The sequence below is a fragment of the Actinocorallia aurantiaca genome, assembly GCF_039533685.1.
Classification (GTDB): Bacteria; Actinomycetota; Actinomycetes; order Streptosporangiales; family Streptosporangiaceae; genus Actinocorallia; species Actinocorallia aurantiaca.
This window is the reverse complement of the sequence record NZ_BAAATZ010000020.1, coordinates 103,575-130,269: the sequence shown is the minus strand read 5'-3', so window position 1 is coordinate 130,269 and position 26,695 is coordinate 103,575. Positions and strand designations below refer to the sequence as shown.

Sequence of the window (26,695 nt, the reverse complement as noted above, 5' to 3'; positions counted from 1 at the left end):
CCACCCCCACGCCGACTCCCACGCCGACCCCGACCCCTCCGGGCGGCCTGCACTTCGACTTCGCCCTGAAGGGCTCCTCGACCATCAAGGCGGCCAACGGCACGGTGCCGCTGACCGGCGAGGTCAGCGCCGACCTGGTCATGGAGACCGGTGAGGTCACCGCCGACCTGACGCTCGACCCGACCAAGGGCACCTTCCAGATCCTGGGCTTCCTGCCGGTCAACGCGGACGTCGCGTTCGCCCAGGTCGGCCGGACCACCGGCACCTACGAGAACGGGGTGCTGTCCACCACCTCGAAGGCGATCGTGAAGCTGCCGTCGCTCAAGGCGTTCGGCATCCCGCTCGGCGGCGGCGAGAAGTGCCAGACCGCCCAGCCCTCCGAGATCAAGCTGAAGTCGACCGAGGCCTTCTTCAACCCGTCGAAGGGCGGGCCGCTGAAGGCGAACGACTACACGATCTCCAAGCTGAAGGACTGCGGTCTCCTGAACGACGTCCTCGGCCTCTTCACCTCCGGGTCCGGCAACACGATCGACGTGGTCGTGACGCCCAAGACCCAGGGCTGATCCCGCACCGTCCGGCAGGGACGGCCTCCGCCGCCCCCCCCGNNNGCCTCCCGCCCCGAGGCGCGGGACGGCCGGACGACCAGAGCCAGAGAGAGGGGCGCCCGATGGCGAGAGCGGGTTCGCGGCCGGCCGGGATCGTCCTGGTGCTGCTGCTCGCCGTGGGAGCGGTCGCGGCCGAGCCCCTGTCCGGGGCGCGGTCCGCCCGTGCCCAGGCGGCCGAAGCCGACCTGGTCTACACCTGCGCCTTCCCCTCGGGCCCGGTGAAGACCGGCGTCACGGTGTCCGGCACCTTCCCGGACGCCGGTACGGCCGGTCAGCCCCTCGCCCCCGGCCGTATCACCCTGAAGGCCGACGTTCCCCGCGCCGCCCTGCCCGCCGAGGCGGCGACGGTGACGGCGACCGCGGACCTGGCGATGACCCTCGTCCAGGGCACGGTCTCCACCGCGACGAAATGGCCGGCCTTCACTCTCCCGCAGGTTCCCGTCCCCGAGTCCGGAGACCTGGTCCTGACCGGCTCGGCGGCTCCTCCCGCGGTGGTCCCGCCGAAGGAGGGCGCCGCGGTCTTCACCGCGGGCGCCCTGAAGCTGGCGTTGACCTCCCGTCCCGCCGAAGGGGCCGCGGCCGCGCCGCAGATCGTCTCCTGCACCCCGGAGCAGGGTTCCGTCACAGCCGTGGCGACCGTTCCGGTGGCCTCCGGAGCGGTCCCCGGCACACCCCCCGAATGCGGCAAGATCACCATTGACCCCGGCAACCCGGGCAACACTGGCTGCGCCTACATGACGGGTTTCGCGAACGTCGCCAAACTCGGCGCGGCGACCCTCCTGAACGACCCGGCCGCCGCCGGCCACGCCGTCACGAACGTCATCGTCCACCCCCCGAGGGGCGGCCGCCTGCTGGTGGACTTCCAGTTCGCCACCCCGTTGCGCGCCCGCTCGACGTTCCTGACGTTCGGCTTCATGCCGACCACCGCGACGATCGAGATGAGCCAGCCGGAGAAGGGACTGGTCGACCTGTCGATCGCCACCGGGAAACTGACCGTCACCGGGGAAATGGAGATCCGGATCACGGACGCCTCGATCAACGGCACCCCGATGAGGCTCGGACCGAATTGCCGCAGCAGGACTCCGGCGAAGATCGAGGCGGTCGGCGGAAAGGATTATGGAAACCCCCTCGTCGGCGGTTCCATCAATGGTTCCTTCGATATTCCCGAATTCACCGGGTGCGGAGTGGGAGAGGACCTCAGCCGCATTTTCTCCGGCGCGGTCTCCGGCCCCGGAAACCTCCTCAAACTGGTGCAGGGACCCGTCTGCGCGCCCCCGGATCCCGGTGAGTGCCCGCCTCGGCTCCCGGCCCCCCGACGGTGATCCCCGCGAACCCGGCACGAGAAAGGCGTCCAGTGCGGAACAGGATGAGAGCGGCGGCCCTGGCCCTGGCCGCGGCGGGAGCGACGGCAGTGCCCGGCCCCTCCGCGGCGGACCCGGTGGCACTGGACCTGGAGTACCGGTGCGATTTCCCGCTGATGGAGGACGAACCCGTCTCGGTGCGCGTCACCACCGACCTGCCCGCGACCCTCGCGGTGGGCGAACGCATGCCCCCGATCGTGCTGGAGACCGCGGACACCGTCAGCGCCTACGCCGCCAAGGGCCTGCGGACGATGTACTCCGCCACCCTGGAAGGCACCGCGGACGCCTCCGCCACCCTGGTCGCCCCCGACGGCCTGCGGCTTCCCCTGACCGTACCCAACACCCTGGAGAAGACGGAGATCCCCGCAGCCGGCGGGTTCTCGGTGAAGAGCCGGGGCTCGACGCCCGGCCTGGTCTTCGACACCCCGGGCAGGGCCGAGATCCTCGTGGGCGACCTGCTGCTGAAGCTCTCGCCCCGGGACTCCTCCGGTGAGCTCACCGGCCTGGGCGTCTTCGAGTCCGAATGCGTCCAGGTCCCCGGGCAGAACAACGTCCTGGCCGTCATCCGGGTGGGGGAGGAGCCCGGACCCGGCGGCTACACGGCCGAGGGGTCCACCCTGGTCAAGGCGGGCTCCGCGACGCTCCCGCTGACCGGTGCGCTCACCGCGAGGACCACCGGCGGCACGTTCACCGGAGACCTGTCCCTGAACAGGACGAGCGGCACGTTCAAGGCGCTGGGCTTCCTGCCCGTCACGGCCGAGGCCGTCTTCACTTCCGCCGGGGAACTGACCGGCACCCTGTCGGGAACGAAGCTCACCGCGTCCGTCCAGACGGGCCTGGCACTGCCGTCGGCCCGGCTGTTCGGCCTGCCGATCGGCGCGGAGGGCTGCGCGACGTCCGCGCCCGCCCGCCTGGACCTGAAGTCCGACGCTTTCACAGAGGCGGCGGGCGGCACCCTGACCGGCACCTACACGCTGCCCGCCCTCACCGGCTGCGGCCTGTTCACTCCGCTGATCAGCGGTTTCACCGCGGGTCCGGGCAACACGATCACCCTCGCCCTGAAACCCGCCTGACGCGCATACGAAAGGGGGCGCCCGCCCGGCGCCCCCTTTCGTGTTCTTCCGTTCAGCAGGTGCCGGCGGAGTCCCGTCCGTTCATCCGGTCGGTGAGGAACGCCAGTGCTTCGGCGTTGCCCCGGTGCACCCCCGTCAGGTGGCCGGCGTCGAAGGTCTTCCAGGTCAGCTTCACGCCCTTGGCGCAGTAGGTGTTCCGCAGCGTGACGGCCTGCTGGTAGTCGACGAGTTCGTCCCGCGTCACGTGGTACTGGAAGACCGGGACGGTGATGGCGGTCGCGCCCAGCTTGTTGGCGGAGTACGCGCGCTGCCACGCGGCGTCCGCCAGCGGGCTGCGGACGAAGTAGTCGGCGACGCTGCGCCCCTGGTAGTCGGCGAACAGTTCGATCGCGCAGTCGTCCGCCCGCATCGCGTCGAACGTGGTGCGGCCGTTCTCGTTGAGCGCCTCGTCCAGGCCGAGCCCGTAGGCGTTGTCCAGGCCGATGAGCGCGTACATGAGGAAGCCGAACCCGACCTCGCCGTTGAGCGCGAGGGAGACGTTGGCCAGGTCGGCGGGGACGCCGCCGCCCGCCACGCCGACCAGGTTCAGCTCCGGCGCGTAGGACGGCTGGGACTCGCCCGCCCACATCGCCGCGCCGCCGCCCTGGGAGTAGCCGCGGAAGGCGACCTTCGCGTCCGGCGACAACCCCGCCGGGCCGAGGCGCTGGGCGGCGCGGACGGCGTCGATCAGTGCGGGGCCGGTGGAGCGGCCGACGACGTAGGTGGTACGGGGATCGGGGTGGTAGCCCTCGTAGTCGGTCACCGCGACCGCCCAGCCCCTGGCCAGCATGTCGTTCACCGCGGGCTGCTCGTAGAAGGCGCCTCTGTCGATCATCCGGGAGGGCGCGCAGCGGTAGGCCGGGCCGTGGGTGCCGGGCCCGAACCCGACGACCGGCGCCTTGGCCCGGTCGACGTTCTTGGGCACGAGCACCATCCCCGTCACGGCGTTCGGCTCGCCGTTCGCGTCCGTGGACAGGTACATGACCTCCCAGGCGTCGGCCAGCGCGCGGGCTCCCGGCGGGCCCGCCTTGGCCGGCCGCGAGCGGATGAGGTCACCGGGCGTGCCCTGCGGCAGCGGGCTGGGCGGGGTGTAGAAGGCGTCCTCCGCGGCGTCCGCCGCCGCCCGGACGGGCGGTGCCGCCGACGAGCCCGTCACGGCGGCTCCGGCCAGGCCGCACGCGGTGGCGGTGATCGCCGCCAGGGTCAGTACGAGGGAATGGGGGCCGCGGCGCGGCCTCGTCCTGGCATCCAATTGTCGACCTCTTCTACCGCTGGGGGTCCCGGCATTCCAAGGTCGTCAAGCTACCGATCTCCAGATTCCCGTCCTACGGGCGGGCCGATGATTTATGTCCTCCGGACACTCATTTTCCACACATCACGGCCGAGCGATGAACTCAGGGCAAACAAGCAGATTTTAAATGTGCGTTCACTGACAACCGCTGCCGTTCCGGCATTCCTAGTATCTCCTCACCCACCCGAAATAAGGAGTACCACCATGGCACGGCGATGGATCATCGCCGCCCTGCTGACCGCACTGGTCGGCGGAACGGCGGCAGGCTGCTCGTCAGGCGAGGAGAAGGCGGCGGCGGACCAGACCCCGCTGGTCGGCCCCGAGGCCGGCTGGGCGGACAAGGTCTGCACGGCGGTGGCCGGCCAGGGCCTCCAGCTGAAGATGCCCGCGCTGGACACCGCGGACAGCGCCAAGGCCAAGGCCGGCATCGTCGACTTCCTCGCCCAGGTGAGCGGCCAGATGCAGAAGATGGACGAGGGCCTGCGCGCGGCCGGGCCGCCCCCGGTCGACGGCGGGGAGGCCAAGGTCGAGAAGGCGCTCACCCGCCTGGCCGGCGTGCGCAAGACCGTCGACAAGGCGTCCGCCGCCCTGCGCAAGACGAAGGTGACGAACGAGGCGTCCCTGCAGACCGCGCTCGGCTCGGTCGCCAAGGTGATGGTCAAGTACGGCGAGTACCAGGGCCCGCTGCAGGACCTCAAGGCCGCCGACCCCAAGCTGAACATCGCCTTCCTGGCCTCGCCCTCCTGCCGGGGCGTGAGCTAGCGCGTGGCCGCCTCCCTGATCGGCGTCCCGGCCGCCGCGCTGCGCCAGGCGGGACGGCTGTTCGCGCTCGGCGCGACGGTCCTTGCGCTGACGTTCCGGCGGCCGTTCCAGTTCCGCGAGCTGGTCGAGCAGTTCTGGTTCATCGCCGGGGTGACGATCGTGCCGACCGCGCTGGTCACCATCCCGTTCGGCGCGATCATCTCGCTCCAGGTCGGCTCGCTCACCCAGCAGCTGGGCGCGCAGTCCTTCACCGGCGGGGCCAGCGTGCTGGCGATCATCCAGCAGGCGAGCCCGCTGATCGTGGCCCTGCTCATCTCGGGGGTGGCCGGCTCGGCCATCTGCGCGGACATCGGATCCCGGAAGATCAGGGAGGAGATCGACGCCATGGAGGTGCTCGGCGTCTCCCCGGTGCAGCGCCTGGTCGTGCCGCGGGTCTGGGCCTGCGTCGTGGTCGCCGTCCTGCTGAACGGGCTGGTGTCGGTCGTCGGCGTCGCGGGCGGGTACTTCTTCAACGTCCTGATGCAGAACGGCACCCCCGGCGCCTACCTGTCGAGCTTCTCGGCCCTGGCGCAGCTGCCGGACCTGTACGTCAGCGAGTTCAAGGCCCTGCTGTTCGGCTTCATCGCCGGGGTCGTCGCCTCCTACCGGGGCCTGAACCCCGCCAGCGGCCCCAAGGGCGTGGGCGACGCGGTCAACCAGGCCGTCGTCATCACGTTCCTGCTGCTCTTCTTCGTCAACGCCGTGCTCACCGCGATCTACCTGCAGATCGTCCCGCCGAAGGGAGGCTGACCGATGGTCGCTTTCATCAGGCCCGACAGGCTCCGCCGCGTCCGCAACCCGCTGTCCTACCTGGACGGGCCCGGGGACCAGCTGCTCTTCTACGTCCGCGCCCTGCTGTGGACGCCCAGGGCGGTCCGCCGCTACCTCAAGGAGATCCAGCGGCTGCTGGCCGAGGTCTCCTTCGGCAGCGGCGGCCTGGGCGTGGTCGGCGGCACCGTCGGCATCATGATCTCGATCACCCTGTTCACCGGGATCGTGGTCGGCCTGCAGGGCTACGCCGCGCTCCAGCAGATCGGCACCGCCGCGTTCACCGGCTTCACCTCCGCCTACTTCAACACCCGCGAGATCGCCCCCCTCGTCGCGGGACTGGCGCTCAGCGCGACGGTCGGCGCCGGGTTCACCGCCCAGCTCGGCGCGATGCGCATCAACGAGGAGGTGGACGCGCTGGAGGTGATGGGCATCCCCAGCATGCCCTACCTCGTCACCACCCGGATCGTCGCGGGCGCCGTCGCGATCATCCCCCTGTACGGCATAGGACTGCTCAGCTCATATCTGGCGTCGAGACAGGTCACGGTCTGGTTCAACGGCCAGTCGGCCGGAACCTACGACCACTACTTCGCGCTGTTCCTGGCCCCCGTGGACGTGCTCCTGTCGTTCCTCAAGGCCCTGATCTTCAGCGTGCTGGTGATCCTCTCGCACTGCTACTACGGATTCCGCGCGTCCGGCGGCCCGGCCGGGGTGGGCGCCGCCGTCGGGCGCGCGGTCAGAACGTCGATCGTCCTCATCAGCATCACCGACTTCTTCCTCAGCCTCGCCCTGTGGGGGACCACCACCACGGTGAAGGTCGCCGGATGAACAGGCAGAGATGGGCGGGCGTGGTGTTCGTGCTGCTGCCGGTCCTGCTGGTGTGGTTGTCGATCGCGGTGTACGACAAGCGGTTCACCAAGGTCAGCACGGTGACGCTGGAGACCGGCACCGTCGGCAGCGAGATGCACCCCCACGCGGACGTGAAGCTGCGCGGCGTCCGCATCGGCGAGGTGCGGAAGATCGACGCCGACGGGACGGGCGCGCGGCTCACGTTGGCCCTGGAGCCGGACAAGCTGCGGCTGCTGCCCGCCGACGTGAGCGCGCAACTGCTGCCGACCACCCTGTTCGGCACCCGGTACGTGGCGTTGATCCCGCCGGAGCGGCCCGGGCCCGAGCGGCTGCGGCCCGGCGGTGTGATCGGGCAGGACCGGTCGCGGAACTCCATCGAGCTCCAGCAGGTGCTCGACAACGTGCTGCCGCTGCTGCAGGCCGTCCAGCCCGCGAAGCTGTCGGCCACGCTCACCGCGATCGCCCAGGCGCTGGACGGCAGGGGTGAGCAGCTCGGCAGGACGCTGGTCGAGCTGGACGCCTACCTGAAGAAGCTCAACCCGTCCCTGCCCGCCCTCAACCGGGGCATCCGCGAACTGGTCACCCTCACCCGCCACTACGCCGAGGTCACCCCGGACCTGATGGCGGCGCTGTCGGACATGACCGTCACCAGCAGGACCCTCGCCGACCAGAAGGCGAACCTCGCCCTGCTGTACGACACGGTCGCCTCGGCCTCTCAGGACTTCACGGCGTTCCTGAAGGCCAACTCCGAGACGATCATCCGGCTGTCGGCCCGCAGCAAGCCCACCCTGAAGCTGTTCGCGAAGTACTCGCCGGAGTTCCCCTGCACCCTGCGGATGCTCACCGAGTTCGTCCCGAAGATGGACCAGGTGCTCGGCAAGGACACCGGACGTCCCGGCGTCCGCGTCAGGGTCAGGACGGCGCCGAATCCTGGCCCTTACAAGCCCGGCAAGGACACCCCCGCCTACACCGCCAAGGGCGGCCCGGCCTGCTACCCCGTCCCCTACACCACCGCGAAGGTGGCGCGCGGCGGGCTCGGCCTCGCCAACTCCCCGCAGGAGAACTCCCTGGTGAACGAGCTGATCGCCCCCGAGGTCGGGGAACCCGCCCAGGTTCTGCCGGACTGGAGCAGCGTCCTTGTCGGCCCGCTCTACCGGGGCACGGAGGTGACGGTCGAGTGAAACGCCGAGGACTGGCCGCCCCGCTGATCAAGTCGGCGGTGTTCATCGTGGTGACGGTGCTGGCCACCGTCCTGCTGGGCGTGACCATCGCGCAGACGGAGAGCGGCGACACCGTCTCCTACCGCGCCCGCTTCACCGACGCCTCCGGCCTGCGGGCCGGCGACAGCGTCCGGATCGCCGGCGTCCAGGTCGGCCGGGTCGACGGCATGCGGATCGTGGACCGCAGGCTCGCCGAGGTCACCTTCTCCGTCGAGCGGGGCCGCGTCCTGCCCGCCACCGCCACCGCCGGGGTGAAGTGGCTGAACCTCGTCGGCCAGCGCTACCTGGAACTCGGCCAGGGCGCCGGCCAGAGCGGCGTGCTGCCCGCGAACGGGCTCATCCCGTCGGAGCGCACACTGCCCGCGGTGGACCTGACGGAGCTGTTCAACGGCTTCCAGCCGTTGTTCCAGGCATTGTCCCCGCAGGACGTCAACCGGCTCGCCGACTCCCTCATCCAGGTGCTGCAGGGCGAGGGCGGCACCCTGGAGACCCTGCTGTCCACCGTCGGCTCGCTGACCACCTCGATCGCCGCCAAGGACCAGGTGATCGGCCAGGTCATCACCAACCTGAACGGCGTGCTGGAGACCGTCAACTCCCGGGGCGACCGGTTCGGCGACCTCATCTCGACGCTGCGCGCCCTGGTGTCGGGCCTGGCCGCCGACCGCGAGCCCATCGGCGAGGCCGTGGCGGCGCTCGGCGACCTCACCGAGAGCACCACGTCCCTGCTGGAGGACGGCAGGGAACCGCTGCGCGCCGACATCGCCGAACTCGGCAGGCTGTCGAAGAACCTCGAGCGGGAGACGCCGACCGTCGAGCGCTTCCTGGACCTGCTGCCGCGCAAGCTCGAGACGATCGCCCGCCTCGGCTCGTACGGCTCCTGGCTGAACTTCTACGTCTGCGAGGCCACCGTGACCGGCGTCTCCTACAAGCAGTACCCCGACGAGACGCCGCCTCCGCTCACCGCGGTCGCGGGCGACGCCGCGAGGTGCGGCCCGTGATCCGCGTCGGACGGCGGCGCCGAGGGCCGCGCAAACGCGTCGCCGACCGCGATCCCATCATGGTGGCGATCGTCGGCCTGCTGGCGATGAGCCTGGTCGGAGGCCTGGCCTACTATGCCGAGGACCTTCCGGTCATCGGCGGCGGCACCTCCTACAGCGCGGACTTCACCGAGGCGGCGGGCCTGCGCCCCGGCAGCGAGGTGAGGATCGCCGGCATGAAGGTCGGCAAGGTCACCGGGGTCGCCCTCGACGGGGCCAGGGTCCGTGTCGACTTCCGCGTCGAGGACGTGTGGATCGGCGACGCCAGCACGATCGCGATCGCCATCAAGACGGTGCTCGGAGACAAGTACCTGGCGGTCGACCCACTGGGCACCGTCGCCCAGAAGCCCGAGCGGCGCATCCCCTCCACTCGCACCACCTCCCCCTACGACGTGGTGACCGCCTTCCAGGACCTGTCCGGCACCCTCGACCAGCTCGACACCGGCAGGCTCGCCCAGAGCCTGGAGACCATGGCCGACGCCTTCTCCGGCACCGCTCCCAGCGTCCGCAAGGCGCTGTCGGGCCTGTCGGCGCTGTCCCAGACGGTCGCCAGCCGGGACGACGAGCTGGCCGAGCTGTTCCAGGGCACGAAGAAGGTCACCGGACAGCTGGCCGACCGCACCTCCGACTTCGAGGCGCTGCTGCGGGACGGCAACCTGCTGCTCGGCGAGCTCCGGCGCAGGCGCCAGGCCATCCACAGCCTCCTCGTCGGCACCCGCACGATGTCCGAGCAGTTGTCTGGTCTGGTCGACGACAACCGGAAACAGCTGAAGCCGACCCTGGAGGCGTTGGGCGAGGTCGCCGACGTGCTCCAGCGCAACCAAGACAACCTGGACAGGGCGTTGAAGCTGACCGCCCCCTACACCCGCCTCCTGGGCAACGCCCTGGGCAACGGGCGCTGGATGGACGGCTACCTGTGCGGCCTCGTCCCGGACGAGTACCAGGCCGACCCCCCGGCCGCCGGCTGTCTTCCGCCCAAGAAAGAAGGGCAGTGAGATGCTCCGAAGACTCCTGCCCGGAATCGCCTTCGCGGCGCTCGTCGTCGTGGCCGCGGCCGGCGTCCTCGCCGGCCTGCGCGGCCCGGCGGGGACCCGCGTCACCGCCTACTTCCCGCTGGCGATCGGCGTCTACTCCGGTTCGGAGGTCCGGATCCTCGGCGTTAAGGCGGGCACGATCGACTCGGTGCACCCCGAAGGCACCCGGGTCAAGGTGGTCCTGACCGTCGACCACGGCATCCCGGTCCCCGCGGACGCGCACGCGGTCGTCGTCGCCCCCAGCCTGGTCTCCGACCGCTACGTCCAGCTGGCCCCCGCCTACGACGGCGGGCCGAAGATGGCGTCCGGCGCCGTCGTCCCCCAGGAACGCACCTCCACCCCGGTCGAACTCGACCAGCTCTACGACAGCATGAAACGCCTGGCCAAGGCCCTGGGCCCGGAGGGCGCCAACCAGGACGGCGCGGTGAGCCGGGCCCTGGAGGTGGGCGCGGAGAACCTGGAGGGCAACGGCTCGGACCTCCGCCGGATGATCGACGACTTCTCCCAGGCGTCCAAGACCCTCTCCACCTCCCAGGAGGACATGTTCGGCGTCATCGACGACCTGAGCGGGTTCGTCTCCATGCTGTCGGCCGACGACGACCAGGTCCGCCGGGCCGAGCGGCAGCTGGCCGCGGTCTCCGGCTTCCTGGCCGACGACCGGGACGAGCTGGCCGCCGCCCTCACCCACCTCACTCGGGCGATGGCCAAGGTCCAGGCCTTCATCAAGGACAACCGCAAGCTCATCACCCGGGACGTGGAGCGGCTGTCGAAGATCACCAAGGTGCTCGTCACCCAGCGCGAGGCGCTGGCCGAAGCCCTCGACGTGCTGCCCCTCACCGTCCAGAACGTGCTCAACACCTACGATCCGGCCACCCGCTCCCTGCGCGGCCGGGGCAACGTCCTGGAACTCATGCCCTTGGGAGAGGTGCGGTGAAAGGCAAGACACGAGGCACGACGCGAGATCCGGGAAAGCGCCTGCTGGCGGCCGCGCTGCTCGTCTCGACGGCCGGATGCGGGCTGCCCGGGATCCAGGACGTCACCCTGCCGGGCGGCGCGGACCTCGGCGAGCACCCCTACACGGTCCACGCGGAGTTCGCCAACGTGCTGAACCTCGTGCCGCAGGCGGCGGTGAAGGTCAACGACGTGCCCGTCGGCCGGGTCACCGGGGTGGCCCTCGCGCCCGACGGGTGGACCGCCAAGGTGAGCATGGTGGTCAACGGCGAGGTGAAGCTGCCCGCGGACGCCCGCGCCCACGTGGAGCAGTCGAGCCTGCTGGGGGAGAAGTTCATCCAGCTGTCGGCACCGCCCGCCGGGACGGGGGCGCTCGCCGACGGGGCGGTCATCCCCGTCGAGCACACCAACCGCGACACCGAGGTGGAAGAGGTCTTCGGCGCGCTGTCCCTCCTGCTCAACGGCGGCGGCCTCACCCAGCTGCGGACCATCACCACCGAGCTGAACAAGGCGATGAACGGCAACGAGCCCGCCATCAAGAGCATGCTCGGCCAGGTCTCCGAGCTCGTCTCGCGGCTGGACGGGAACAAGAAGGCGATCACCGACGCGATCGACGGGCTGAACCGGCTGTCGCTCACCCTCTCGCAGAGCAAGGAGAAGGCCGGCGACGTGCTGGACGGGCTCGGCCCCGGCCTGAAGGTCCTGGCCGACCAGCGGGCCGCGCTCGTCCGGATGCTGGACGCGCTGGAGGACCTGTCGGGCATCGCGGTGCGCACCATCGACCGCGGCAAGAAGGACATGATCGAGGACCTGAAGGCGCTGGAACCGACCCTGAAGCGCCTCGCCGACTCCGGACGAGACCTGCCGCAGTCCCTCCAGGTGCTGTTCACCTACCCGTTCACCGACGCGGTCCTGCCCGCAGTGAAGGGCGACTACCTCAACTCCTACCTGACGGTCGCCGCGCCGGAGGGCACCGAGCTCATCCCGCCGGTCGGCGCGGAGCCGGAAGCCGAGCCGGAGAAACCGGAGACCCAGCCATGATCACACTCGGCACCCGGCTGAAGAACCTCGCCTTCCTGGTCCTCGGCGTGCTCTCGCTGTCCTTCATCGCGCTGAACCACGCCGACCTCGGCCGCCACGTGGGCCTGAGCGGCACCTACACCGTCCACGTCGAGCTCACCCAGGGGGGCGGACTGCTCACCAACGCCGACGTCACCTACCGGGGAGTGTCGGTCGGGCGGGTGGGCCCGATGCGCCTGACCGCCGACGGCGTCCGGGCGGACCTGCGGCTGAAGGACTCCGCGCCGAAGATCCCGGCCGCCGTCCAGGCCGTCGTGGCAAGCCGCTCGGCGGTCGGCGAGCAGTACCTGGACCTGCGGCCGTCGGCCGGCGCGGGGCCGTACCTGAAGGAGGGGTCGGTCATCCCGCGCACCGCCACGACGCTGCCCGCCCCCGTCACCGACCTGCTGGTCAGCCTGGACGACTTCACCTCCTCGGTGCCGCTGGACGCGCTGCGCACCGTCGTGGAGGAACTCGGCCTGGCCTTCACCGGGCAGGGGCCGGACCTCCAGGCGCTGCTGGACCACGGCGGGGAGTTCGTCGCCGCCGCGGGCGAGCACAGCGACCAGACGATCGCGCTCATCGAGAACGGCGAACTGGTGCTGCGCACCCAGAACCAGGAGGCCGGTGCGCTGAAGGACTTCGCGAAGGGCGCCAGGCTGCTGGCGGCGCAGCTGAGGAAGTCCGATCCCGACCTGCGCGAGCTCATCAAGACCGCGCCCGGGGCCGCGGCCGAGGCCGGAGGGCTCGTCCGGGACCTCGACCCGGAGATTGGCCTGCTCCTGTCACACCTGCTGAACACCTCCGACATGCTGTCCACCCGGCAGGCGGCACTGCGGGAGCTGTTCGTACGGGCCCCCGCCGCGGTCGCCGTGGGGTCGTCTGTCGTCCAGGACGGAAGGCTCGACCTCAGCATGGTCACCACGTTCTTCGACCCGCTGCCCTGCACCCGGGGCTACGGCGGGACCGTCTACCGCAACGGGCTGGACTTCACCGAGATCGACCTGAACCAGGCCGCCCGCTGCGCGATGCCCGTCTCCAGCGGGGTGAACGTCCGCGGCTCGTCCCGCGCGCCCAGGGGCGGCCCGGTCCCGGACCCCTCCGCGACCCGTCCGCCGGGAGCGTTCTCCCAGCCGCCCCTGGGCGACCGGCCGTCCGACCCGGCCACCCTCCTGGGGGTCGGCGAATGAGGAGGCTTTTCAAGCCGGGCGGGCTGGCGGTCGCCGCGTCGGCGGTGTTCCTCGCCTGGTCGGGATGGACGTACCAGAACACCGGCCCCGACCTCGCCGCCGAACGGGACCGGGCGCTGGCCGACGGGCGGGAGCGCGTCGCCGTCCTCAACACCCTCGACCACACCCGGGCCGAGGCGGGACGGCGGGCCTGGCTCGCGGCGTCCACCGGGGACCTGCGCGCCCGGCTGGAAGGCGAGTCCTCGGCCGCCCGGCTCGCCGGCTCCCGCACCTCGGCGACCGGCACCGTGCTGGCCGCCGCGCTCACCGCGTTCGACGGGCGGGCCGGCTCGGCCGAGCTCATCGCGTCCGTGAACATCCAGCTGACCCCCGCCGAGGGCGTCCCGACCGTCCAGCGCAAACGCTTCACCGCGGACCTGACCCGCACCTCCGGCGGCTGGCGGCTGTCCTCGCTCGTCTCACTTCCGGCACAGGGCGGATAGCGCATGAAGAAGCCACGTCTCCTCCAGCCGCTCGCCGCGCTGCTCCTGGCCGCGGCCGGAGCGGCCCTGCTCTCTCTCGCGCAGCCCCCGGAGGTCCGCGACCGGGCCCTCCTGGACCCCGCCGCGACCGGCGAAGTGATCGCCGAGGTCGGCGACGGGCTGACCCGGATCCTCTCCTACGCGCCGGAAGACCTCGACCGGACCGAGCAGGCGGCGGGGGAGGTCCTCGAAGGCCGGGCGGCCGAGCAGTACCGGGGGCTGTTCGCCCGGGTGCGCCAGGAGGCCCCGGCCCAGCGGCTGGCCATGCGCACCCGGGTGGCCGGGGCCGGGGTGGTCGAGCTCACCGGCGACCATGCCGTCCTGCTGGTCTTCCTCGACCAGACCAGCAGCCGGAAGGGGAGGCCGGAAGGGCGGCCGGTCGCCGCGCAGCTCACCGTCACGGCCCGGCGGGACGGCGGGAACTGGCGCATCACCGAGATGAAGGCGGCCTGAGATGCGACACGCCCTTCCCGTGCTCACCCTCGTCGCCGCCCTGTGCGCGGCCTGGTCCGGCTGGTCCTGGTACTCCGCCGCCCACGACGACGAGGCCGCCTTCTCCCGGCTGCGGGAGCACGTGCTGCGCGAGGGCGCCCAGGCCGTGCAGAACCTCAACACCCTCGACTACCGCGAACTGGACGAGGGGCTCGACCTGTGGGAGGACTCCACGACCGGCGAGCTGCACCGGCAGATCACCGGGGGCCGGGCCGACTTCGAGCGGCAGGTCGTCGAGGCCAGGACGGTGACCGGCGCGGAGGTCCTCGACGGCGCGGTCGCCGAGCTCGACGAACGCGCGGGCCGCGCCCGCCTGCTGCTCGCGGTCCGGATGACCCTCTCGCCGCCCGGCTCCCCGCCCGCGGACAGGCGCATGAGGCTGATCGCCGAGCTGGCCCGCACCTCCGGCGGATGGAAGGTCGAGACGTTGACCCGGGCTCCGGGCGGTGCCCGGTGAACCGCCGGCTCTCCCTTCTCCTGAGCGTCCTGATGCTCGCCTCCGGCGCGTTCGCCGGCTGGGGCCTGCACCGGGCCCGGGTCGAAGGGAACTCCCCTGGCGTCCGCAATGTCGCGCTGACCGATAACGGACACACCGCCGAGGTCCTGAGCCAGGTGACCGCGGCGGTGGAGCGGCTCTTCTCCTACGACCATCTTGAACCAGACAAAACACATCAAGCAGCGCGAGAATTGCTCACGGGTGACGCCATCGCCCAGTACGAGCACCTCTTCGGCCCGGTCCGCGAGACCGCGCCGGAACGCCGGCTCGTGCTGACGACCCAGGTGGGGCATGCCGCGGTCCGCTCGCTGGACGGGGGCCGCGCGCACCTCCTGGTGTTCGCCGACCAGGCCGGCACCGCGGCCGACGGTCCCGGGGAGGGCGCCGAGGCGGCGGCCATGCTCGCGGTCGACGCCGTCCGCCGGGACGGCCGCTGGCTCCTGTCCGGCCTCGACCGGCTCGAGGGCTGACTGAAAACCGGGTGAGTGTGACATAACTTGCGTGATAAACGCTTCACCCTTTCAGGGTGGATCAGAACGCCGCTCTGTTGAACCATGTGGACAGCGTGCAAGAACCTGTTCTACTTCAACGAGAGGGGACCTCGAGCGTGGGCCTGCTCCAGGGGATCTTGGACTACGAGTCCCACCAGAAAGCCCTGGACGATCTCGTACGGCACTACCGGCCGCAGCTGTCGCAGATCGCCCGGGAAGGCGCGACCGCGATCGAACAGGCCGTTCCCGACTACGTGCGGCCGCATGACCCGCGTTACGCCGAAGTCGTGCAGCAGGCCGCCGAATACGCCATCGGCCACTGGTTCGACATGGTGGCGGACCCGGCCCTGGAGTCCGACGAGGTCATCGACTTCTTCCGGGAACTGGGAGTGGGCGAGGCCCGGGAGGGCCGCAGCCTGGAGTCGTGGCAGCGGTCGGCGCGGGCCGGCACCAGCGCCGCCATCGCCTACATCACCCGCCGCGACCAGCAGGCGCCGCCGGAGGTCCCCGGCGAGCTCGTCGGGCAGATCACCGCCTCGGTCCTGGCCTACATCGACCGGCTCGCCGAGGCGGTCGCCGCCGGGCACGCCGAGGCCAACGCCCGCGAGATCGGCGAATACCAGGGACGGCGCCGCAGGCTGCTGGAACTGCTCATCGCCGGCCCGGAACCCGACCTGAAGGAGATCCGCGACCTGGCCGCCAAGGCCGAGTGGGCGCTGCCGCAGGCGATCGCCGTCGTCGCGGTGCGGGAACGCGCGGGCCTGACCGTGCGCCGGCCCGCGCTGCCCTCGGAGGTCCTGATGGGGCTGCACCTGGACGACCCCTGCCTGGTCGTGCCCGACCCCGAGGGCCCCGGCCGGCGCAGGATGCTGGAGCACGGGCTGAGCGAGTGGACCGCGGTCGTGGGACCGACCGTCCCGCTCACCTCGGCCGTCCGCTCCCTCGACTGGGCCAGGCGGGGCCTGGAGCTGACCCGCCGCGGCCACATCCCGGGCGACCGGCTGGTCCTGGCGGTCGAGCACCTGCCGTCCCTGATGATCCTCGACCGGCCCGACCTGCTCTGCCAGGTCGCCGAACGCCGCCTCGAACGGCTGCTCGAGCTGCGTCCGCGCCAGCGCCGCGTGCTGGCCGAGACCCTGCTGGCCTGCCTGGAGTCGGGGTTCAACGCCACGGAGGTCGCCCAGCGGCTCCACATGCACGCGCAGACCATCCGCTACCGGGTGCGTCAGCTGGAGGGCCTGCTCGGCGAGGGCATCTACGACCCGGCGGGCCGCCTGGAACTGCACATGGTGCTGCACGGCTGGCTCGCGCTGCACCCCGAGAGCGCCGAGGAGCGGACCGGGCCGGTGCGCACCGGGTGACGCCGGACGGGCCGCGCCACGCACTCGACTCATGAAGCGGGACCCGCCGTTTAGCAGGGCGGGTACTGGAGGATCCCCGTCGCGGGACGCAGACTCTCGCGAGAAGACGAGGAGCCTTCTCATGACAGAGAACCTTTTGGACGTGAGTTCGTTCGAGGCGCTCCCCCCGCGCCTCGTACTGCACCTGCGGGCCGATCTGGACCGGGTGACCGCCGAACTCCTGCGCGAGCTGGACGGGCCGCCCTCCGAACGGGTCCGTGAACGGCTGATGAGCGGCCTGTCGCACTTCACCGACCTGGTGGAGGACCCGCGCGGGGCCTGGAGCAGGATCGCCCCCTGGTACCAGGACCTCGGGCGCAGGCTCGCCCGCGAGGGACGGGTCCCCGAGGAGGTCCACCACGGGCTGCGCCAGACCGGCCGGGCCGTGTGGCGCAGCGTGAAGGGCGTCCTGGAGAGCCTCGACATCGACCGGGCCACGATCGGACGGCTGGCCGAGGCGCAGTTCAGCTACATGGACGCGGTCGCCGCCGCGGTCCGCCAGGGGTACGAGGCCGAAGGCGAGGCCACTCCCGAGGCGATCGACCGCAGGCGTTCGGCGCTGCTGTCGCTGCTGCTGTCGCCGGACGCGGAGGAGACCGCGATCACCGAGGCCGCCGGATGCGCGGGTTGGACGGTGCCCCGGACCGTGGCGGTCGCCGTGCTCTCACCCCGGGATCCGGCCCACCAGCCCGCCCGGCCGCTGCCCGAGGGCATGCTGGTCGACTGGGGCCGCACCAGGCCGCGCGTGCTGCTGCCCGACCCCGACGGGCCGGGCCGCGGCCGGACGCTGGAGCCGCTGCTGGAGCACTGGACCGTGGTCCTCGGCCTGACCGTGCCGCCGGCCGCCGCGGGCGAGTCCCACCGCTGGGCCCAGCGGACCCTGCTCCTGGTGGAGCGGGGCGTCGTGCCGGACGACGGGCTGGTGCGCTGCTCCGATCATGTGCCGACCCTGGTGATGTTCGGCGCCAAGAGCCTGCTCGACACCATGGCGCCCACCCGGCTCGCCCCGCTGGAGGGGCTGCCGCCGATACAGCGGGAGCGTCTCATCGAGACGCTGCTGTCGCTGCTCGCCCACAACTTCAACGCCACCGAGGCGGGACGGCGCATGCACCTCCACCCCCAGACCGTCAGGTACCGTTTCCGGCAGCTGGAGAAGCTGTTCGGCGCGGACCTCACCGATCCCCGGCGGTGCCTGGAGATGGAGATGATCCTGCGTACCCGGGGGTCGGGCGCCCTGACCCCCTGAACGGCTCAGCGGCGGTGCCGCAGCGACCATTCGACGCCGGGACAGCGGTCCATGACCACGTCCAGGCCCGCCGCCAGCGCCCGTTCGGCCGCCGCCTCGTCGATCACGCCGAGCGGCAGCCACACCCCCTTGGCGCCCGCCTTGACCGCCGCGTCGACGACCTCGCCCGCGGCGGCGGAGCGCCGGTAGACGCCGACCACGTCGATCGGCTCGGGGACCTCGGCCAGGCTCGCGTACGCCTGCTCGCCCAGAACGGGCGCCCTGTCCGGATGCACCGGAACGATTTTCTTTCCACGTTCCTGGAGGAGTCGCGCCTGGCCGTGGACGGTACGGGTCGGATCGTCGCTCAAACCGACGAAGGCCCAGGTCCGCGAGTCCCACAACATCCGCCGGATCACCGCCTGGTCCGCGAAGCGCTCGTCCATGCGTCTCCCTCCGTCCCCGTCCGACACAGGTGCTCCTGATCGCCAAAACGCCAAGAAGACCCCCGGTATTTCCTATCCTTGGACCATGCGCGGGGGAGAACTGCCGATCCGCGAGGCACTGCCGCGCCTGAAGGCGGCCGTGGCCTCGGGCACCGCCGTGCTCACCGCCCCGCCGGGCACCGGCAAGACCACCCTGGTCCCGCTCGCCCTGGCCGGGCTGCTCGGCGGCGGGCCCGCCGCCCGCGTCCTGGTCGCCGAGCCCCGGCGGATCGCGGCCCGCGCCGCCGCCCGCCGCATGGCCTGGATGCTGGAGGAGCCGGTCGGCGCCCGCATCGGCTTCACCGTGCGCGGCGAGCACCGGCCAGGCAGCCGCGTCGAGGCCGTCACCACCGGCGTGCTGCTGCAGCGGCTGCAACGCGACCCGGAGCTGGCCGGGATCGACGTGGTCGTGGTCGACGAGTGCCACGAAAGGCATCTGGACGCCGACACCGCCCTGGCGTTCCTGCTGGAGGTCCGCCAGACGCTCCGCCCCGACCTGAAGGTGGTGGCCGCCAGCGCCACCGCCGACGCGGCCCGCTGGTCGGCCCTGCTGGAGGACGCGCCCGTCGTCGAGGCCGCCTCCGTGCCGCACCCGCTGGCCGTGGTCTGGGCCCCGCCCGCCCGGGCCGGCGCGCCCGCCCACGGCACCCGGGTGGAGCCGGCCTTCCTGGACCACGTGGCGCTCACCGTCCGCCGCGCCTGGGACGAGCGGGAAGGCGACGTCCTGTGCTTCCTGCCCGGGGTGGGCGAACTGCGCAGGGTCGCCGGGGCGCTCTCCGGCCTGCCGGTCCTGCAGCTCCACGGCCAGGCGCCCGCCGAGGTCCAGGACGCCGCGCTGAGCGGGTCGGCCGGACGCCGGGTGATCCTGGCGACCTCGGTGGCGGAGTCGAGCCTCACGCTTCCCGGGATCCGGGTGGTCGTCGACTCCGGACTGGCCCGCGAACCCCGCACCGACCACGCCAGGGGCCTCGGCGCGCTCACCACCGTCCGGGCCTCCCGCGCCACCGCCGAGCAGCGGGCCGGACGCGCCGCCCGGGAGGCGCCGGGCACCGTCTACCGCTGCTGGCACGAGTCCGAGCGGCTCGCCCCGTGGCCGCAGCCCGAGATCGCCCTGGCCGACCTCACGCCCTTCGCCCTGCACCTGGCCTGCTGGGGGACGTCGGACCCGGCGGAGCTCGCGCTGCTCACCCGGCCGCCCGAGGCGGCGCTGAGCGCTGCCCGCACGACCCTGCGCGGCCTGGGCGCCCTGGACGGCGACGGCCGCGTCACCGCGCGGGGCCGGCGGCTGAACGGGCTGGGGCTGCACCCCCGGCTGGCGCGGGCCCTGCTCGACGCCTCACCGCGCACCGGCTCCCGCCGCGCCGCCGAGTTCGTCGCGCTGCTCTCCGAGCCGCCGCCCTCCGGCTCGCCCGAGGACCTGGTCGCCGCCTGGCACAGGCTGCGCGGCCAGCCGCGCTGGAAGGCCGAGGCCCGGAGGCTCCGCGCCGCCCTGCCCCGCCATGACGGCCCCGAGCCCTCGGAGGGCCTGCCGGACGAGGCGGCGGCCGGGCTGGTCGTGGCACTGGCCTTCCCCGAGCGGGTGGCCCGCGTGCGGGCCACCGGCGGGCACCTCATGGCCTCGGGGACGGGAGCTACGGTGCCCGGAGCGCTGGCGAGGGCGTCCTGGCTGGCCGTGGCGGTGGCCGACCGCCCGGTGGGCGCGGCCTCGGCCCGGGTGCGGCAGGCGGTGGAGATCGACGAGGCGACGGCTCGGGAGGCCGCGGCGGCGCTGCTGGCCGTCCGGCGGGAGGCCGTGTGGGAGGGCGGCGCGGTCAAGGCCAGGGAGGTGGAGTGCCTCGGCGCGATCGAACTGTCCTCCAGGCCGGTCGAGCCGGACCCGGAGACGGCGCGGGAGGCGGTGCTCGCCGGGTTGCGCGAGTCCGGAGCGGACTTCCTCTCCTGGAGCGAGGAGGCCCGGAGGCTGCGGGAGCGGCTGGAGTTCCTGCGCCGCGAACTGGGTGAGCCGTGGCCGGCGGTGGACGACGCCGCGCTGACGGAGCGGACCGCGGAACGGCTGGCGGAGGCCTTCGCGAACGGCGGGGCCCGCGCGGGCCGTGCCCGGCTCGCGGCCGGGGACCTGCTGCGCGGGATGCTTCCGTGGCCGGAGGCGGCACGGCTGGAGGAGCTGGCCCCCGAGCGGATCACGGTGCCCAGCGGGTCGCGGATCCGGGTCGACTACTCGGGGGAGAATCCGGTGCTGGCGGCCAAGCTCCAGGAGCTCTTCGGCTGGGCGAGGACCCCGGCACTGGCAGGGGGCAGGGTGCCGCTGGGGGTGCACCTGCTGTCCCCGGCGGGCCGCCCCGCCGCGGTGACCTCGGATCTGGAGTCCTTCTGGCGTGAGGGGTACCGGGCGGTGCGGGCGGACCTGAGAGGGCGCTACCCGCGTCACCCGTGGCCGGAGGATCCCGTCTCCGCCGTGCCGACGGCCAGGACCAACCGGGCGCTGAGAGGGCGCTGAGGCGGGAGGGAAGGGCGGGGCCTGTGTGAACTTCCCCTCTTCCCTGTGACAGTGGTGCTTCGGGGGAACGTCGTGACCTTGTTCTTCGTTCTCGGTTATTCCGTTTTCCCGTTCACCGGACATCAAGATGAAGAACAGGAGGTGGAAGGTGAGGATCCCCAAACGGGTCAACGCCGTATGGGACTGGGCGGAACAGCACGGCCGGGCGTTGTCGGCGGGGACGATCCTCCTCATCGTCGTGGTGGGGGCACTGTGGCTGCCGGCGCTGGGGGCGCTGGTGGCCGGGATGGTCGTCGGGGGGGAGGCGGTGCGCCGGCGGTCGAGGAGGCGGCTGGAGCGACTGCAGTCGGACAACGACCAGCTGCTCCGGCAGAACGGGGCGCTGCGCCACAAGGTCGCGCTCCTGGAGCAGGGGATCAGGGAGCAGGCTTCGCTGACGACTCAGCGCCTGCCCGTCATCCCGGGCACCGTCGAGCTGCCCGGGTCCGCCGAACCGGACTGACCGGCCCCCGGATCCTCGGCCGGCGCCGGGCCGTCGAGCCCGGCCAGTACCGTGGCGCAGACATCGGCCAGCGATTCCAGCTGCCGCGGGGTGAGCACGTCGAAGAGCACCCCGCGGACGGTCTCGACATGTGACGGCGCGGCGCCTTCGATCGCGCTCAGCCCTTCGGGGGTGAGCTCGACGAAGGCGCCACGCGCGTCTTCGGGGCAGTCCCGCCGGGCGATGAGCCCGCGCTTCTCCATCCGGGTCAGCTGATGGGAGAGCCTGCTGCGCTCCCACCGCATGGTCTGCGCCAGTTCGGTGACGCGCAGGCGGTGTCCGGCGCTGTCCGTGAGGTGGACGAGTACCTCGAAGTCCCCGGGGGACAGGCCGGATCGGGTCTGCAGGTCGCGGCCGACCACGGCCCAGAGATCGTTGTGCATGCGCAGGAAGTCGCGCCAGAGGCGCTGCTCCCCGTCGGAGAGCCATTTCGTCATGTTCGCCAGTTTACTTGACATGTCACCAATCCCGGCTAAGGTGAGTGTTGAAAGTTCAACTTCTTTGGAGGCAGACATGAGCACCGCCCTTTCCGCGCTGACCGGCACCTACACCATCGACGCGTCCCACACCCGCATCGGCTTCTCCGCCCGGCACGCCATGATCACCAAGGTGCGCGGCGCGTTCAACGAGTTCTCCGGCACCGCGCAGGTCGACGGCGACGACCCGAGCCGCTCCTCCGTCGAGGTGAAGATCGCCACCGCCAGCATCGACACCCGCAACGAGCAGCGCGACGGCCACCTGCGCACCAATGACTTCCTCGAGGTCGAGAAGTACCCGGAGATCACCTTCGCCTCCACCGCCGTCGAGCAGGTCTCCGCGGAGCTCTTCCGGGTCACCGGCGACCTGACCATCAAGGGCGTCACGAAGCCCGTCACCGTCGACTTCGAGTTCCAGGGCGCGGCCAAGGACCCGTTCGGCAACGAGCGCATCGGCTTCGAGGGCTCCACCGCGATCAACCGCAGCGACTTCGGCGTCACCTTCAACGCCGCGCTGGAGACCGGCGGCGTGCTGGTCAGCGAGAAGATCAACCTCGAGTTCGAGATCTCCGCGATCAAGAACGCCTGAGCACGGGCTTTCGAAGACGGGCGGCGGCTCCCTGGAGCGCCGTCCGTCTCGCCGTCTCCAAAACGATTTTCCGGATGCGGGGGCGATACCTAACATGACCGTTGTGAAGCACATCATCTGGGACTGGAACGGCACGCTCTTCGACGACCGGGACACCGTGCTGCGCGCCAGCGCCGTGGTGTTCGAGGGCACCGAGGCCGAGGGCGTCACCGCGGCGGAGATCGTCGCCGCCTACACCCGCCCGATCTGGGTGACCTACGAGAAGCTGCTCGGACGCGCCCTGCGCGAGGGCGAGTGGGAGCGGATGGACCGCCTGTTCCACCTCGCCTACGAAGAACTCATGGAGACCTGCCTGCTGACGGGCGACTGCCTGCCGGCGCTGAACCGGGTGGCCGAGCGCGGACTCGGCCAGTCGATCCTGTCGATGGCCGGACACGAGCACCTGACGAGCACCGTCGGCAAGTTCGGCATCACCCCGTTCTTCTCCCTGGTGGACGGCCTGCGCGACGCCCCTCCCGGAGGAGGCAAGGCCGAGCACATGGTGCGCCACGCCGCGGCGCTGGGCGTGGCCCCGTCCGACCTGGTGGTGGTCGGCGACGCGGCCGACGACGCCCTGGCCGCCGCCCACATCGGCGCGAGCGCCGTCCTCTACACCGGGGGCATGCAGCGCCGCGAGGAGCTGGAGCTGTCCGGGGCGCCGGTGGTCGACAGCCTCCTGGAAGCGCTGGACCTGGCCGGGATCTAAAGGCGCCGGTAGGTCCAGGAGCCGTTGAAGGAGCCGCCGGAGGTGACGAGCTTCTGGTGGAGGCGCAGCGTGCCGGAACCGCACGTGTAGGTCGCCTGGTAGGGGATCCCGCTGAACTCGCCGCGTGCGAGCAGGGAGGCCACCCGCTGGGGAGCGGGATCGTAGTTCAGCGGGCGGGTCTGCCGGATCTTGAGGGTCGCCGGGCCGGACGCGGAGGAGGCCGGTCCGGACAGCCGCGTGGCGGAGATCTTCGCCTTGAGCCGCAGCGTCTTGCGGTACTTCAGCCAGCCCGAGACGGGGCGTCCGTTGGACGTGCCGGTCTGGGTGAATCTGCTGGAGGAGCCGAAGGAGTGGAGGGCGGTGCGCCCGTCCAACCGGAGGAGGGCGCCGTCGCCTCCGGTGAAGCGCAGGTGGGCGGTCGCGGAGTCGGCGTACAGCGTGGCCCGGGTGAGCTTCCAGGTGCCGACCGCGCACCGGGCTCGGGCGGACGCCCCCGGTGCGACGACCGCCGTGCCCGCCAGCGCGAGCACGGCGACCCCGGCCACCATGCGGATCCTCATCAGCCCTCCCGGAAGCCGTGTCCACCAGCTACAGGACTTTACCGGTAGGAATGATGATTTGTCGTAGTGCCCGGCTCAGCCCGGGGTGAAGGCGAGCAGCGCCAGGGCGATCAGGTGGGACACCACGGTCACGGCGAGCAGCGTGATGAAGATGAACTTCGCCGGGCCGTGCTCGAAGGTCTTCCCCTCCTTGGGAGGGCCCAGGGCCCGCTGACGGGCCTGGATCTCCTCGTCGAGGGACAGCCGGTGCAGTCTCATGACCGGTTCAGGTCGGGGTGGTGGACCGCGACGACGACGTCCGCCATGATCCGGACGTAGAGGGCGACGGCTCCGCCGACGGCGATGACGGCCACACCGGCCCAGAACAGGGGCCAGTTGTTCAGCGGAAGGCCCAGCGCGCCGATCACGAAACCGACGAAGATGATCGCGACCGCGACCCAGGACTTGGCCTTGCCCGCGTGGGATCCGCCTGCGCTGCCAGACATGTGATGAGCCTTTCGCCAATGGTGATGCAACGGGACACAGTGTACCGGCGGGTCCGTCAAGCTCCGAGGCACCCCGGGTAGATATTGACCCCGGACGAGAGGGCCACTGTAATCGGCGGATGCACAGGAAGATCCAGGGCGACGGCGTCGAACTCGCGGTTCGGGTAAGAGGGAATCCGGAGGGTCCGGCGCTGGTCCTCCTGCACGGCTACCCCGACACCCACCGGGTGTGGGACGGGGTCGTGGAGCGGCTCGCGCCGAGGTTCCGCGTCGTCACCTACGACATGAGGGGCGCGGGGGAGTCCGGCCGGCCCCGAGACCGCGCCGCCTACCGGTTCGTCCACCTGATGAACGACCTGCGGGCCGTGCTGGACGAGGTGCTGCCCGGCGGGCCGGTGCACCTGGCCGGCCACGACTGGGGCGCCATCCAGGGCTGGGAGGCGGTGACCACCATGCCGGAGCGGTTCTCCTCCTACACCGCGATCTCCGGCCCCTGCCTGGACCACGTGGGCGGCTGGAGCCGCGGCGGGGCGCGGCCCTCCGCCCGGCTGGCCCAGGCGCTGCGCTCCTGGTACATCGGGTTCTTCCAGCTGCCGCTGCTGCCCGAGCTGGCCTGGCGTTCGGGACTGGCGGCGCGGATCCTGACCGGCGCGGACGGGATGCCGAAGGGCGGGCACTTCGCCCCGACCCTGCGGGCCGACGGAGAGGCGGGCGTAGCCCTCTACCGGGCCAACATCCCTTCCCGGCTGCTGCGGCCTCGGGAACGCTCCACGGACGTCCCCGTGCAGGTGGTCATCCCCGTCGAAGACCCGTTCGTGAGCGCGCGCATGGCCGAGTCCGCCGCGGACCACGTCCCCGATCTGCGGTTCGCCAGGCTGCCCGCCCGGCACTGGGCCCCGGTGACCCACCCCGAGGAGGTGGCCCGGCTCGTGGCGGAGCACGCGGACCGGGTGTGACATTCCCCGCCCGACGCCCGGGAACGTCCCGGAACGCCGGAGATCGTGTATGGCTGGAGGCATGGCTGAACACGATGCATACGCGGAATACGCCTACCCGGAGGGCCCCTGGCTGCGCGCCAACATGATCGCCAGCGCCGACGGAGCCGCCAGCCGCGACGGGCTGAGCGGAGGGCTGGGCAACGAGGCCGACCGCGTGCTGTTCCACCGGCTGCGCGAGCTGGCCGACGTGGTACTGGTCGGCGCCGGGACGGTCAGGGCGGAGGGGTACGGGCCCGCGAAGGTCCCGCTGGCCGTCGTGTCCCGCACCCTGGGCTTCGACTACTCCAGCCCGCTGTTCCAGGGCCGTACGATCCTGGTGACCACCGCGACGGCCCCCGGGCTGGCCGAGGCCCGCGAGCACGCCGAGGTGGTCGTCGCGGGCGAGAACTCGGTCGACCACCGCCTGGCGCTGAAGCTGCTGCGCGAGCGCGGTCTCGCCAAGGTGCTGTGCGAGGGCGGCCCCACCCTCCTCGGCCAGCTGGTGGACGCCGACCTGCTGGACGAGCTGTGCCTGACGTTGAGCCCGGTGCTGCTGGGCGGCGACGCGCAGCGCGTCCTGGACGGCCCGAAGGTCGGCCGGGAACTGGCGCTGGCGGGCGTGAGGCAGGATGGAGACCACCTCTTCTTGAGGTACCGCCGCCGCTGAGAGGAGCCACGTGGACTTCCTGGAGCCCGCCAGCCTGGTCGAGCTGGTGACGCGACGGCTCCGGGAGGAGATCCTCAGCGGCGCCCTGGCCCCGGGCGACCGGCTGATCGAGGAGCAGATCACCGCCCGGTTCGGCATCAGCCGCGCCCCGCTGCGCGAGGCGCTGCGGCTGCTGGGCCAGCAGGGCCTGGTGGAGCACCTGCCGCGCAGGGGCGTGCGGGTCGCCGAACTGTCGGCCCGGGACGTGGACGAGTTGTTCGGCCTGCGGGACGTGCTGGAGTGCCACGCCGTCCGCAGCGCGCTGCACGGGCCGGTCCCGCTGGCCGGGCTGGCCGCCGCCCTGGAGGAGATGGACCGGGCGGCCGCGGAGGGCGACGCGCTCGCCGGGAGCAGGGCGCACCACCGCTTCCACCTGGAGTTGGTCGCGTTGGCGGGGCAGCGCCAGATCCAGCTCGTCTACGAGCCGGTCATCTCCAAGCTGCAGCTGTACATGGCGGCGAACCTCCGTCGCGAGGCCGAACTGCGCGCGCCGGAGGAGGGCGTGGTCCGGCACCGCCGGCTGTACGAGGCGATCGCGTCGGGCGATCCCGAGGTCGCCGTCGCGGCTCTGGCGACGCACGGGGCCCGCACCTACATCGGCTGAGGCTCTTCTCCGGGCGGCGCCGGGACGGCGTGAGGCCGTGTTGACAGTGCCGTAACCGGGACGGGCGGCCCCCGACATAAAACTGTCGACAATCGACGGTTAGTGAGATTCGGGGGAGAGACGGAGT

General features: G+C 71.9%; 30 protein-coding genes and 1 pseudogene. 25 read left to right on the top strand and 6 right to left on the bottom strand.

Annotated features, from left to right (window positions below; translation table 11 throughout):
• From ABD327_RS24200 to ABD327_RS24190, 3 genes and pseudogenes are all read left to right on the top strand, one after another.
• Positions 1 to 563 (top strand): annotated as a pseudogene (locus ABD327_RS24200) (fibronectin type III domain-containing protein); the annotation flags it as partial.
• Positions 564 to 667: 104 nt separating this feature from the next.
• Positions 668 to 1,927, top strand: a complete 1,260-nt coding sequence (locus ABD327_RS24195; RefSeq protein WP_344452980.1) for a DUF6801 domain-containing protein — start codon at positions 668 to 670, stop codon at positions 1,925 to 1,927.
• 44 nt (positions 1,928 to 1,971) lie between these two features.
• On the top strand, positions 1,972 to 3,039 hold the full coding sequence (locus ABD327_RS24190; protein WP_344452978.1) for a DUF6801 domain-containing protein: 1,068 nt from the start codon (positions 1,972 to 1,974) through the stop codon (positions 3,037 to 3,039).
• Between the two features lie 52 nt (positions 3,040 to 3,091).
• Here ABD327_RS24190 and ABD327_RS24185 read toward each other — a convergent pair whose 3' ends face one another.
• Positions 3,092 to 4,330 carry a lipase family protein gene (locus ABD327_RS24185; protein ID WP_344452976.1) on the bottom strand — a complete coding sequence of 413 codons (1,239 nt, stop codon included), beginning with the start codon at positions 4,328 to 4,330 and terminating at the stop codon, positions 3,092 to 3,094.
• Positions 4,331 to 4,573: 243 nt separating this feature from the next.
• Here ABD327_RS24185 and ABD327_RS24180 point away from each other — a divergent pair, with 243 nt between their 5' ends.
• The 15 genes from ABD327_RS24180 (at position 4,574) to ABD327_RS24110 (ending at position 17,924) form a co-directional block, all read left to right on the top strand.
• Entirely contained in the window at positions 4,574 to 5,131 is a 558-nt protein-coding gene (locus ABD327_RS24180; protein WP_344452975.1) for a hypothetical protein, read from the top strand.
• A gap of 3 nt (positions 5,132 to 5,134) precedes the next feature.
• Entirely contained in the window at positions 5,135 to 5,920 is a 786-nt protein-coding gene (locus tag ABD327_RS24175; protein ID WP_344452973.1) for an MlaE family ABC transporter permease, read from the top strand.
• A 3-nt stretch (positions 5,921 to 5,923) separates the two neighbouring features.
• Positions 5,924 to 6,766 (top strand): MlaE family ABC transporter permease, encoded by an 843-nt coding sequence (locus tag ABD327_RS24170; protein WP_344452972.1) that lies wholly within the window; start codon positions 5,924 to 5,926, stop codon positions 6,764 to 6,766.
• Positions 6,763 to 7,968, top strand: a complete 1,206-nt coding sequence (locus tag ABD327_RS24165; RefSeq protein ID WP_344452971.1) for an MCE family protein — start codon at positions 6,763 to 6,765, stop codon at positions 7,966 to 7,968. The genes ABD327_RS24170 and ABD327_RS24165 overlap by 4 nt, the downstream gene beginning before the upstream one ends.
• The gene (locus tag ABD327_RS24160) at positions 7,965 to 9,005 is read left to right on the top strand and encodes an MCE family protein (protein WP_344452970.1); all 1,041 of its coding nucleotides are present in this window, start codon (positions 7,965 to 7,967) and stop codon (positions 9,003 to 9,005) included. Before ABD327_RS24165 ends, ABD327_RS24160 begins: the two co-directional genes overlap by 4 nt.
• The gene (locus tag ABD327_RS24155) at positions 9,002 to 10,039 is read left to right on the top strand and encodes an MCE family protein (protein ID WP_344452968.1); all 1,038 of its coding nucleotides are present in this window, start codon (positions 9,002 to 9,004) and stop codon (positions 10,037 to 10,039) included. The genes ABD327_RS24160 and ABD327_RS24155 overlap by 4 nt, the downstream gene beginning before the upstream one ends.
• Position 10,040: 1 nt before the next feature.
• Complete coding sequence (locus ABD327_RS24150; RefSeq protein ID WP_344452966.1) at positions 10,041 to 11,012, top strand: MCE family protein; 972 nt, start codon at positions 10,041 to 10,043, stop codon at positions 11,010 to 11,012.
• Entirely contained in the window at positions 11,009 to 12,070 is a 1,062-nt protein-coding gene (locus ABD327_RS24145) for an MCE family protein (RefSeq protein WP_344452965.1), read from the top strand. Before ABD327_RS24150 ends, ABD327_RS24145 begins: the two co-directional genes overlap by 4 nt.
• Positions 12,067 to 13,278 (top strand): MCE family protein, encoded by a 1,212-nt coding sequence (locus ABD327_RS24140; RefSeq protein WP_344452964.1) that lies wholly within the window; start codon positions 12,067 to 12,069, stop codon positions 13,276 to 13,278. The genes ABD327_RS24145 and ABD327_RS24140 overlap by 4 nt, the downstream gene beginning before the upstream one ends.
• A complete protein-coding gene (locus ABD327_RS24135) occupies positions 13,275 to 13,760 on the top strand; it encodes a hypothetical protein (protein WP_344452963.1) in 486 nt (161 codons plus the stop codon). Before ABD327_RS24140 ends, ABD327_RS24135 begins: the two co-directional genes overlap by 4 nt.
• Before the next feature lie 3 nt (positions 13,761 to 13,763).
• Positions 13,764 to 14,252, top strand: a complete 489-nt coding sequence (locus tag ABD327_RS24130; protein WP_344452962.1) for a nuclear transport factor 2 family protein — start codon at positions 13,764 to 13,766, stop codon at positions 14,250 to 14,252.
• Position 14,253: 1 nt separating this feature from the next.
• A complete protein-coding gene (locus ABD327_RS24125; protein ID WP_344452961.1) occupies positions 14,254 to 14,748 on the top strand; it encodes a hypothetical protein in 495 nt (164 codons plus the stop codon).
• The gene (locus ABD327_RS24120) at positions 14,745 to 15,257 is read left to right on the top strand and encodes a hypothetical protein (protein WP_344452960.1); all 513 of its coding nucleotides are present in this window, start codon (positions 14,745 to 14,747) and stop codon (positions 15,255 to 15,257) included. The genes ABD327_RS24125 and ABD327_RS24120 overlap by 4 nt, the downstream gene beginning before the upstream one ends.
• A gap of 137 nt (positions 15,258 to 15,394) precedes the next feature.
• The gene (locus ABD327_RS24115) at positions 15,395 to 16,639 is read left to right on the top strand and encodes a PucR-like N-terminal domain-containing protein (RefSeq protein ID WP_344452959.1); all 1,245 of its coding nucleotides are present in this window, start codon (positions 15,395 to 15,397) and stop codon (positions 16,637 to 16,639) included.
• 121 nt (positions 16,640 to 16,760) lie between these two features.
• Positions 16,761 to 17,924 (top strand): RsbRD N-terminal domain-containing protein, encoded by a 1,164-nt coding sequence (locus ABD327_RS24110; RefSeq protein WP_344452957.1) that lies wholly within the window; start codon positions 16,761 to 16,763, stop codon positions 17,922 to 17,924.
• Positions 17,925 to 17,929: 5 nt separating this feature from the next.
• On the opposite strand, the gene ABD327_RS24105 is transcribed toward ABD327_RS24110, so the two are convergent.
• Positions 17,930 to 18,349: a CoA-binding protein gene (locus ABD327_RS24105; protein WP_344452956.1), complete on the bottom strand. Its 420-nt coding sequence runs from the start codon at positions 18,347 to 18,349 to the stop codon at positions 17,930 to 17,932.
• An 85-nt stretch (positions 18,350 to 18,434) separates the two neighbouring features.
• On the opposite strand from ABD327_RS24105, the gene hrpB reads away from it, so the two are divergent.
• Together hrpB and ABD327_RS24095 are read left to right on the top strand one after the other, a co-directional pair.
• On the top strand, positions 18,435 to 20,885 hold the full coding sequence (gene hrpB / locus ABD327_RS24100) for an ATP-dependent helicase HrpB (protein WP_344452955.1): 2,451 nt from the start codon (positions 18,435 to 18,437) through the stop codon (positions 20,883 to 20,885).
• 148 nt (positions 20,886 to 21,033) lie between these two features.
• Positions 21,034 to 21,387, top strand: coding sequence for a hypothetical protein (locus ABD327_RS24095; protein ID WP_344452954.1), 354 nt, complete (start codon positions 21,034 to 21,036; stop codon positions 21,385 to 21,387).
• Here ABD327_RS24095 and ABD327_RS24090 read toward each other — a convergent pair.
• The gene (locus tag ABD327_RS24090; RefSeq protein WP_344452953.1) at positions 21,327 to 21,863 is read right to left on the bottom strand and encodes a MarR family winged helix-turn-helix transcriptional regulator; all 537 of its coding nucleotides are present in this window, start codon (positions 21,861 to 21,863) and stop codon (positions 21,327 to 21,329) included. The genes ABD327_RS24095 and ABD327_RS24090 overlap by 61 nt on opposite strands.
• Positions 21,864 to 21,939: 76 nt before the next feature.
• Between ABD327_RS24090 and ABD327_RS24085 the strand changes: the two genes are divergently transcribed.
• Positions 21,940 to 22,491 carry a YceI family protein gene (locus tag ABD327_RS24085; RefSeq protein ID WP_344452952.1) on the top strand — a complete coding sequence of 184 codons (552 nt, stop codon included), beginning with the start codon at positions 21,940 to 21,942 and terminating at the stop codon, positions 22,489 to 22,491.
• Positions 22,492 to 22,585: 94 nt separating this feature from the next.
• On the top strand, positions 22,586 to 23,236 hold the full coding sequence (locus ABD327_RS24080; RefSeq protein ID WP_344452951.1) for an HAD family hydrolase: 651 nt from the start codon (positions 22,586 to 22,588) through the stop codon (positions 23,234 to 23,236).
• Here ABD327_RS24080 and ABD327_RS24075 read toward each other — a convergent pair.
• The 3 genes from ABD327_RS24075 to ABD327_RS24065 all read right to left on the bottom strand — a co-directional run bounded on the left by ABD327_RS24075 (position 23,233) and on the right by ABD327_RS24065 (position 24,281).
• A complete protein-coding gene (locus ABD327_RS24075; protein WP_344452950.1) occupies positions 23,233 to 23,796 on the bottom strand; it encodes a hypothetical protein in 564 nt (187 codons plus the stop codon). The genes ABD327_RS24080 and ABD327_RS24075 overlap by 4 nt on opposite strands.
• A gap of 75 nt (positions 23,797 to 23,871) precedes the next feature.
• Complete coding sequence (locus tag ABD327_RS24070) at positions 23,872 to 24,054, bottom strand: hypothetical protein (RefSeq protein ID WP_344452949.1); 183 nt, start codon at positions 24,052 to 24,054, stop codon at positions 23,872 to 23,874.
• Positions 24,051 to 24,281 carry an HGxxPAAW family protein gene (locus ABD327_RS24065; RefSeq protein WP_344452948.1) on the bottom strand — a complete coding sequence of 77 codons (231 nt, stop codon included), beginning with the start codon at positions 24,279 to 24,281 and terminating at the stop codon, positions 24,051 to 24,053. Before ABD327_RS24065 ends, ABD327_RS24070 begins: the two co-directional genes overlap by 4 nt.
• Before the next feature lie 119 nt (positions 24,282 to 24,400).
• On the opposite strand from ABD327_RS24065, the gene ABD327_RS24060 reads away from it, so the two are divergent.
• The 3 genes from ABD327_RS24060 to ABD327_RS24050 all read left to right on the top strand — a co-directional run bounded on the left by ABD327_RS24060 (position 24,401) and on the right by ABD327_RS24050 (position 26,568).
• Positions 24,401 to 25,237 carry an alpha/beta fold hydrolase gene (locus ABD327_RS24060; RefSeq protein WP_344452947.1) on the top strand — a complete coding sequence of 279 codons (837 nt, stop codon included), beginning with the start codon at positions 24,401 to 24,403 and terminating at the stop codon, positions 25,235 to 25,237.
• A gap of 61 nt (positions 25,238 to 25,298) precedes the next feature.
• The gene (locus tag ABD327_RS24055; protein WP_344452946.1) at positions 25,299 to 25,925 is read left to right on the top strand and encodes a pyrimidine reductase family protein; all 627 of its coding nucleotides are present in this window, start codon (positions 25,299 to 25,301) and stop codon (positions 25,923 to 25,925) included.
• A 10-nt stretch (positions 25,926 to 25,935) separates the two neighbouring features.
• Positions 25,936 to 26,568, top strand: a complete 633-nt coding sequence (locus ABD327_RS24050) for a GntR family transcriptional regulator (RefSeq protein ID WP_344452945.1) — start codon at positions 25,936 to 25,938, stop codon at positions 26,566 to 26,568.
• Positions 26,569 to 26,695: the final 127 nt, after the last annotated feature.

Excerpts from the sequence above, each read along its gene's own strand:
- ABD327_RS24165 (WP_344452971.1), top strand. The coding sequence starts at position 6,763 with ATGAACAGGCAGAGATGGGCGGGCGTGGTGTTCGTGCTGCTGCCGGTC.
- ABD327_RS24080 (WP_344452951.1), top strand. The coding sequence starts at position 22,586 with ATGACCGTTGTGAAGCACATCATCTGGGACTGGAACGGCACGCTCTTC.
- ABD327_RS24180 (WP_344452975.1), top strand. The coding sequence starts at position 4,574 with ATGGCACGGCGATGGATCATCGCCGCCCTGCTGACCGCACTGGTCGGC.
- ABD327_RS24190 (WP_344452978.1), top strand. The coding sequence starts at position 1,972 with ATGAGAGCGGCGGCCCTGGCCCTGGCCGCGGCGGGAGCGACGGCAGTG.
- ABD327_RS24065 (WP_344452948.1), bottom strand. The coding sequence starts at position 24,281 with ATGTCTGGCAGCGCAGGCGGATCCCACGCGGGCAAGGCCAAGTCCTGG.
- ABD327_RS24090 (WP_344452953.1), bottom strand. The coding sequence starts at position 21,863 with ATGACGAAATGGCTCTCCGACGGGGAGCAGCGCCTCTGGCGCGACTTC.
- ABD327_RS24110 (WP_344452957.1), top strand. The coding sequence starts at position 16,761 with ATGACAGAGAACCTTTTGGACGTGAGTTCGTTCGAGGCGCTCCCCCCG.
- ABD327_RS24125 (WP_344452961.1), top strand. The coding sequence starts at position 14,254 with ATGCGACACGCCCTTCCCGTGCTCACCCTCGTCGCCGCCCTGTGCGCG.
- ABD327_RS24055 (WP_344452946.1), top strand. The coding sequence starts at position 25,299 with ATGGCTGAACACGATGCATACGCGGAATACGCCTACCCGGAGGGCCCC.
- ABD327_RS24170 (WP_344452972.1), top strand. The coding sequence starts at position 5,924 with ATGGTCGCTTTCATCAGGCCCGACAGGCTCCGCCGCGTCCGCAACCCG.
- ABD327_RS24060 (WP_344452947.1), top strand. The coding sequence starts at position 24,401 with ATGCACAGGAAGATCCAGGGCGACGGCGTCGAACTCGCGGTTCGGGTA.
- ABD327_RS24075 (WP_344452950.1), bottom strand. The coding sequence starts at position 23,796 with ATGAGGATCCGCATGGTGGCCGGGGTCGCCGTGCTCGCGCTGGCGGGC.
- ABD327_RS24070 (WP_344452949.1), bottom strand. The coding sequence starts at position 24,054 with ATGAGACTGCACCGGCTGTCCCTCGACGAGGAGATCCAGGCCCGTCAG.
- ABD327_RS24140 (WP_344452964.1), top strand. The coding sequence starts at position 12,067 with ATGATCACACTCGGCACCCGGCTGAAGAACCTCGCCTTCCTGGTCCTC.
- ABD327_RS24085 (WP_344452952.1), top strand. The coding sequence starts at position 21,940 with ATGAGCACCGCCCTTTCCGCGCTGACCGGCACCTACACCATCGACGCG.
- ABD327_RS24150 (WP_344452966.1), top strand. The coding sequence starts at position 10,041 with ATGCTCCGAAGACTCCTGCCCGGAATCGCCTTCGCGGCGCTCGTCGTC.
- ABD327_RS24130 (WP_344452962.1), top strand. The coding sequence starts at position 13,764 with ATGAAGAAGCCACGTCTCCTCCAGCCGCTCGCCGCGCTGCTCCTGGCC.
- hrpB (WP_344452955.1), top strand. The coding sequence starts at position 18,435 with ATGCGCGGGGGAGAACTGCCGATCCGCGAGGCACTGCCGCGCCTGAAG.
- ABD327_RS24195 (WP_344452980.1), top strand. The coding sequence starts at position 668 with ATGGCGAGAGCGGGTTCGCGGCCGGCCGGGATCGTCCTGGTGCTGCTG.
- ABD327_RS24135 (WP_344452963.1), top strand. The coding sequence starts at position 13,275 with ATGAGGAGGCTTTTCAAGCCGGGCGGGCTGGCGGTCGCCGCGTCGGCG.
- ABD327_RS24105 (WP_344452956.1), bottom strand. The coding sequence starts at position 18,349 with ATGGACGAGCGCTTCGCGGACCAGGCGGTGATCCGGCGGATGTTGTGG.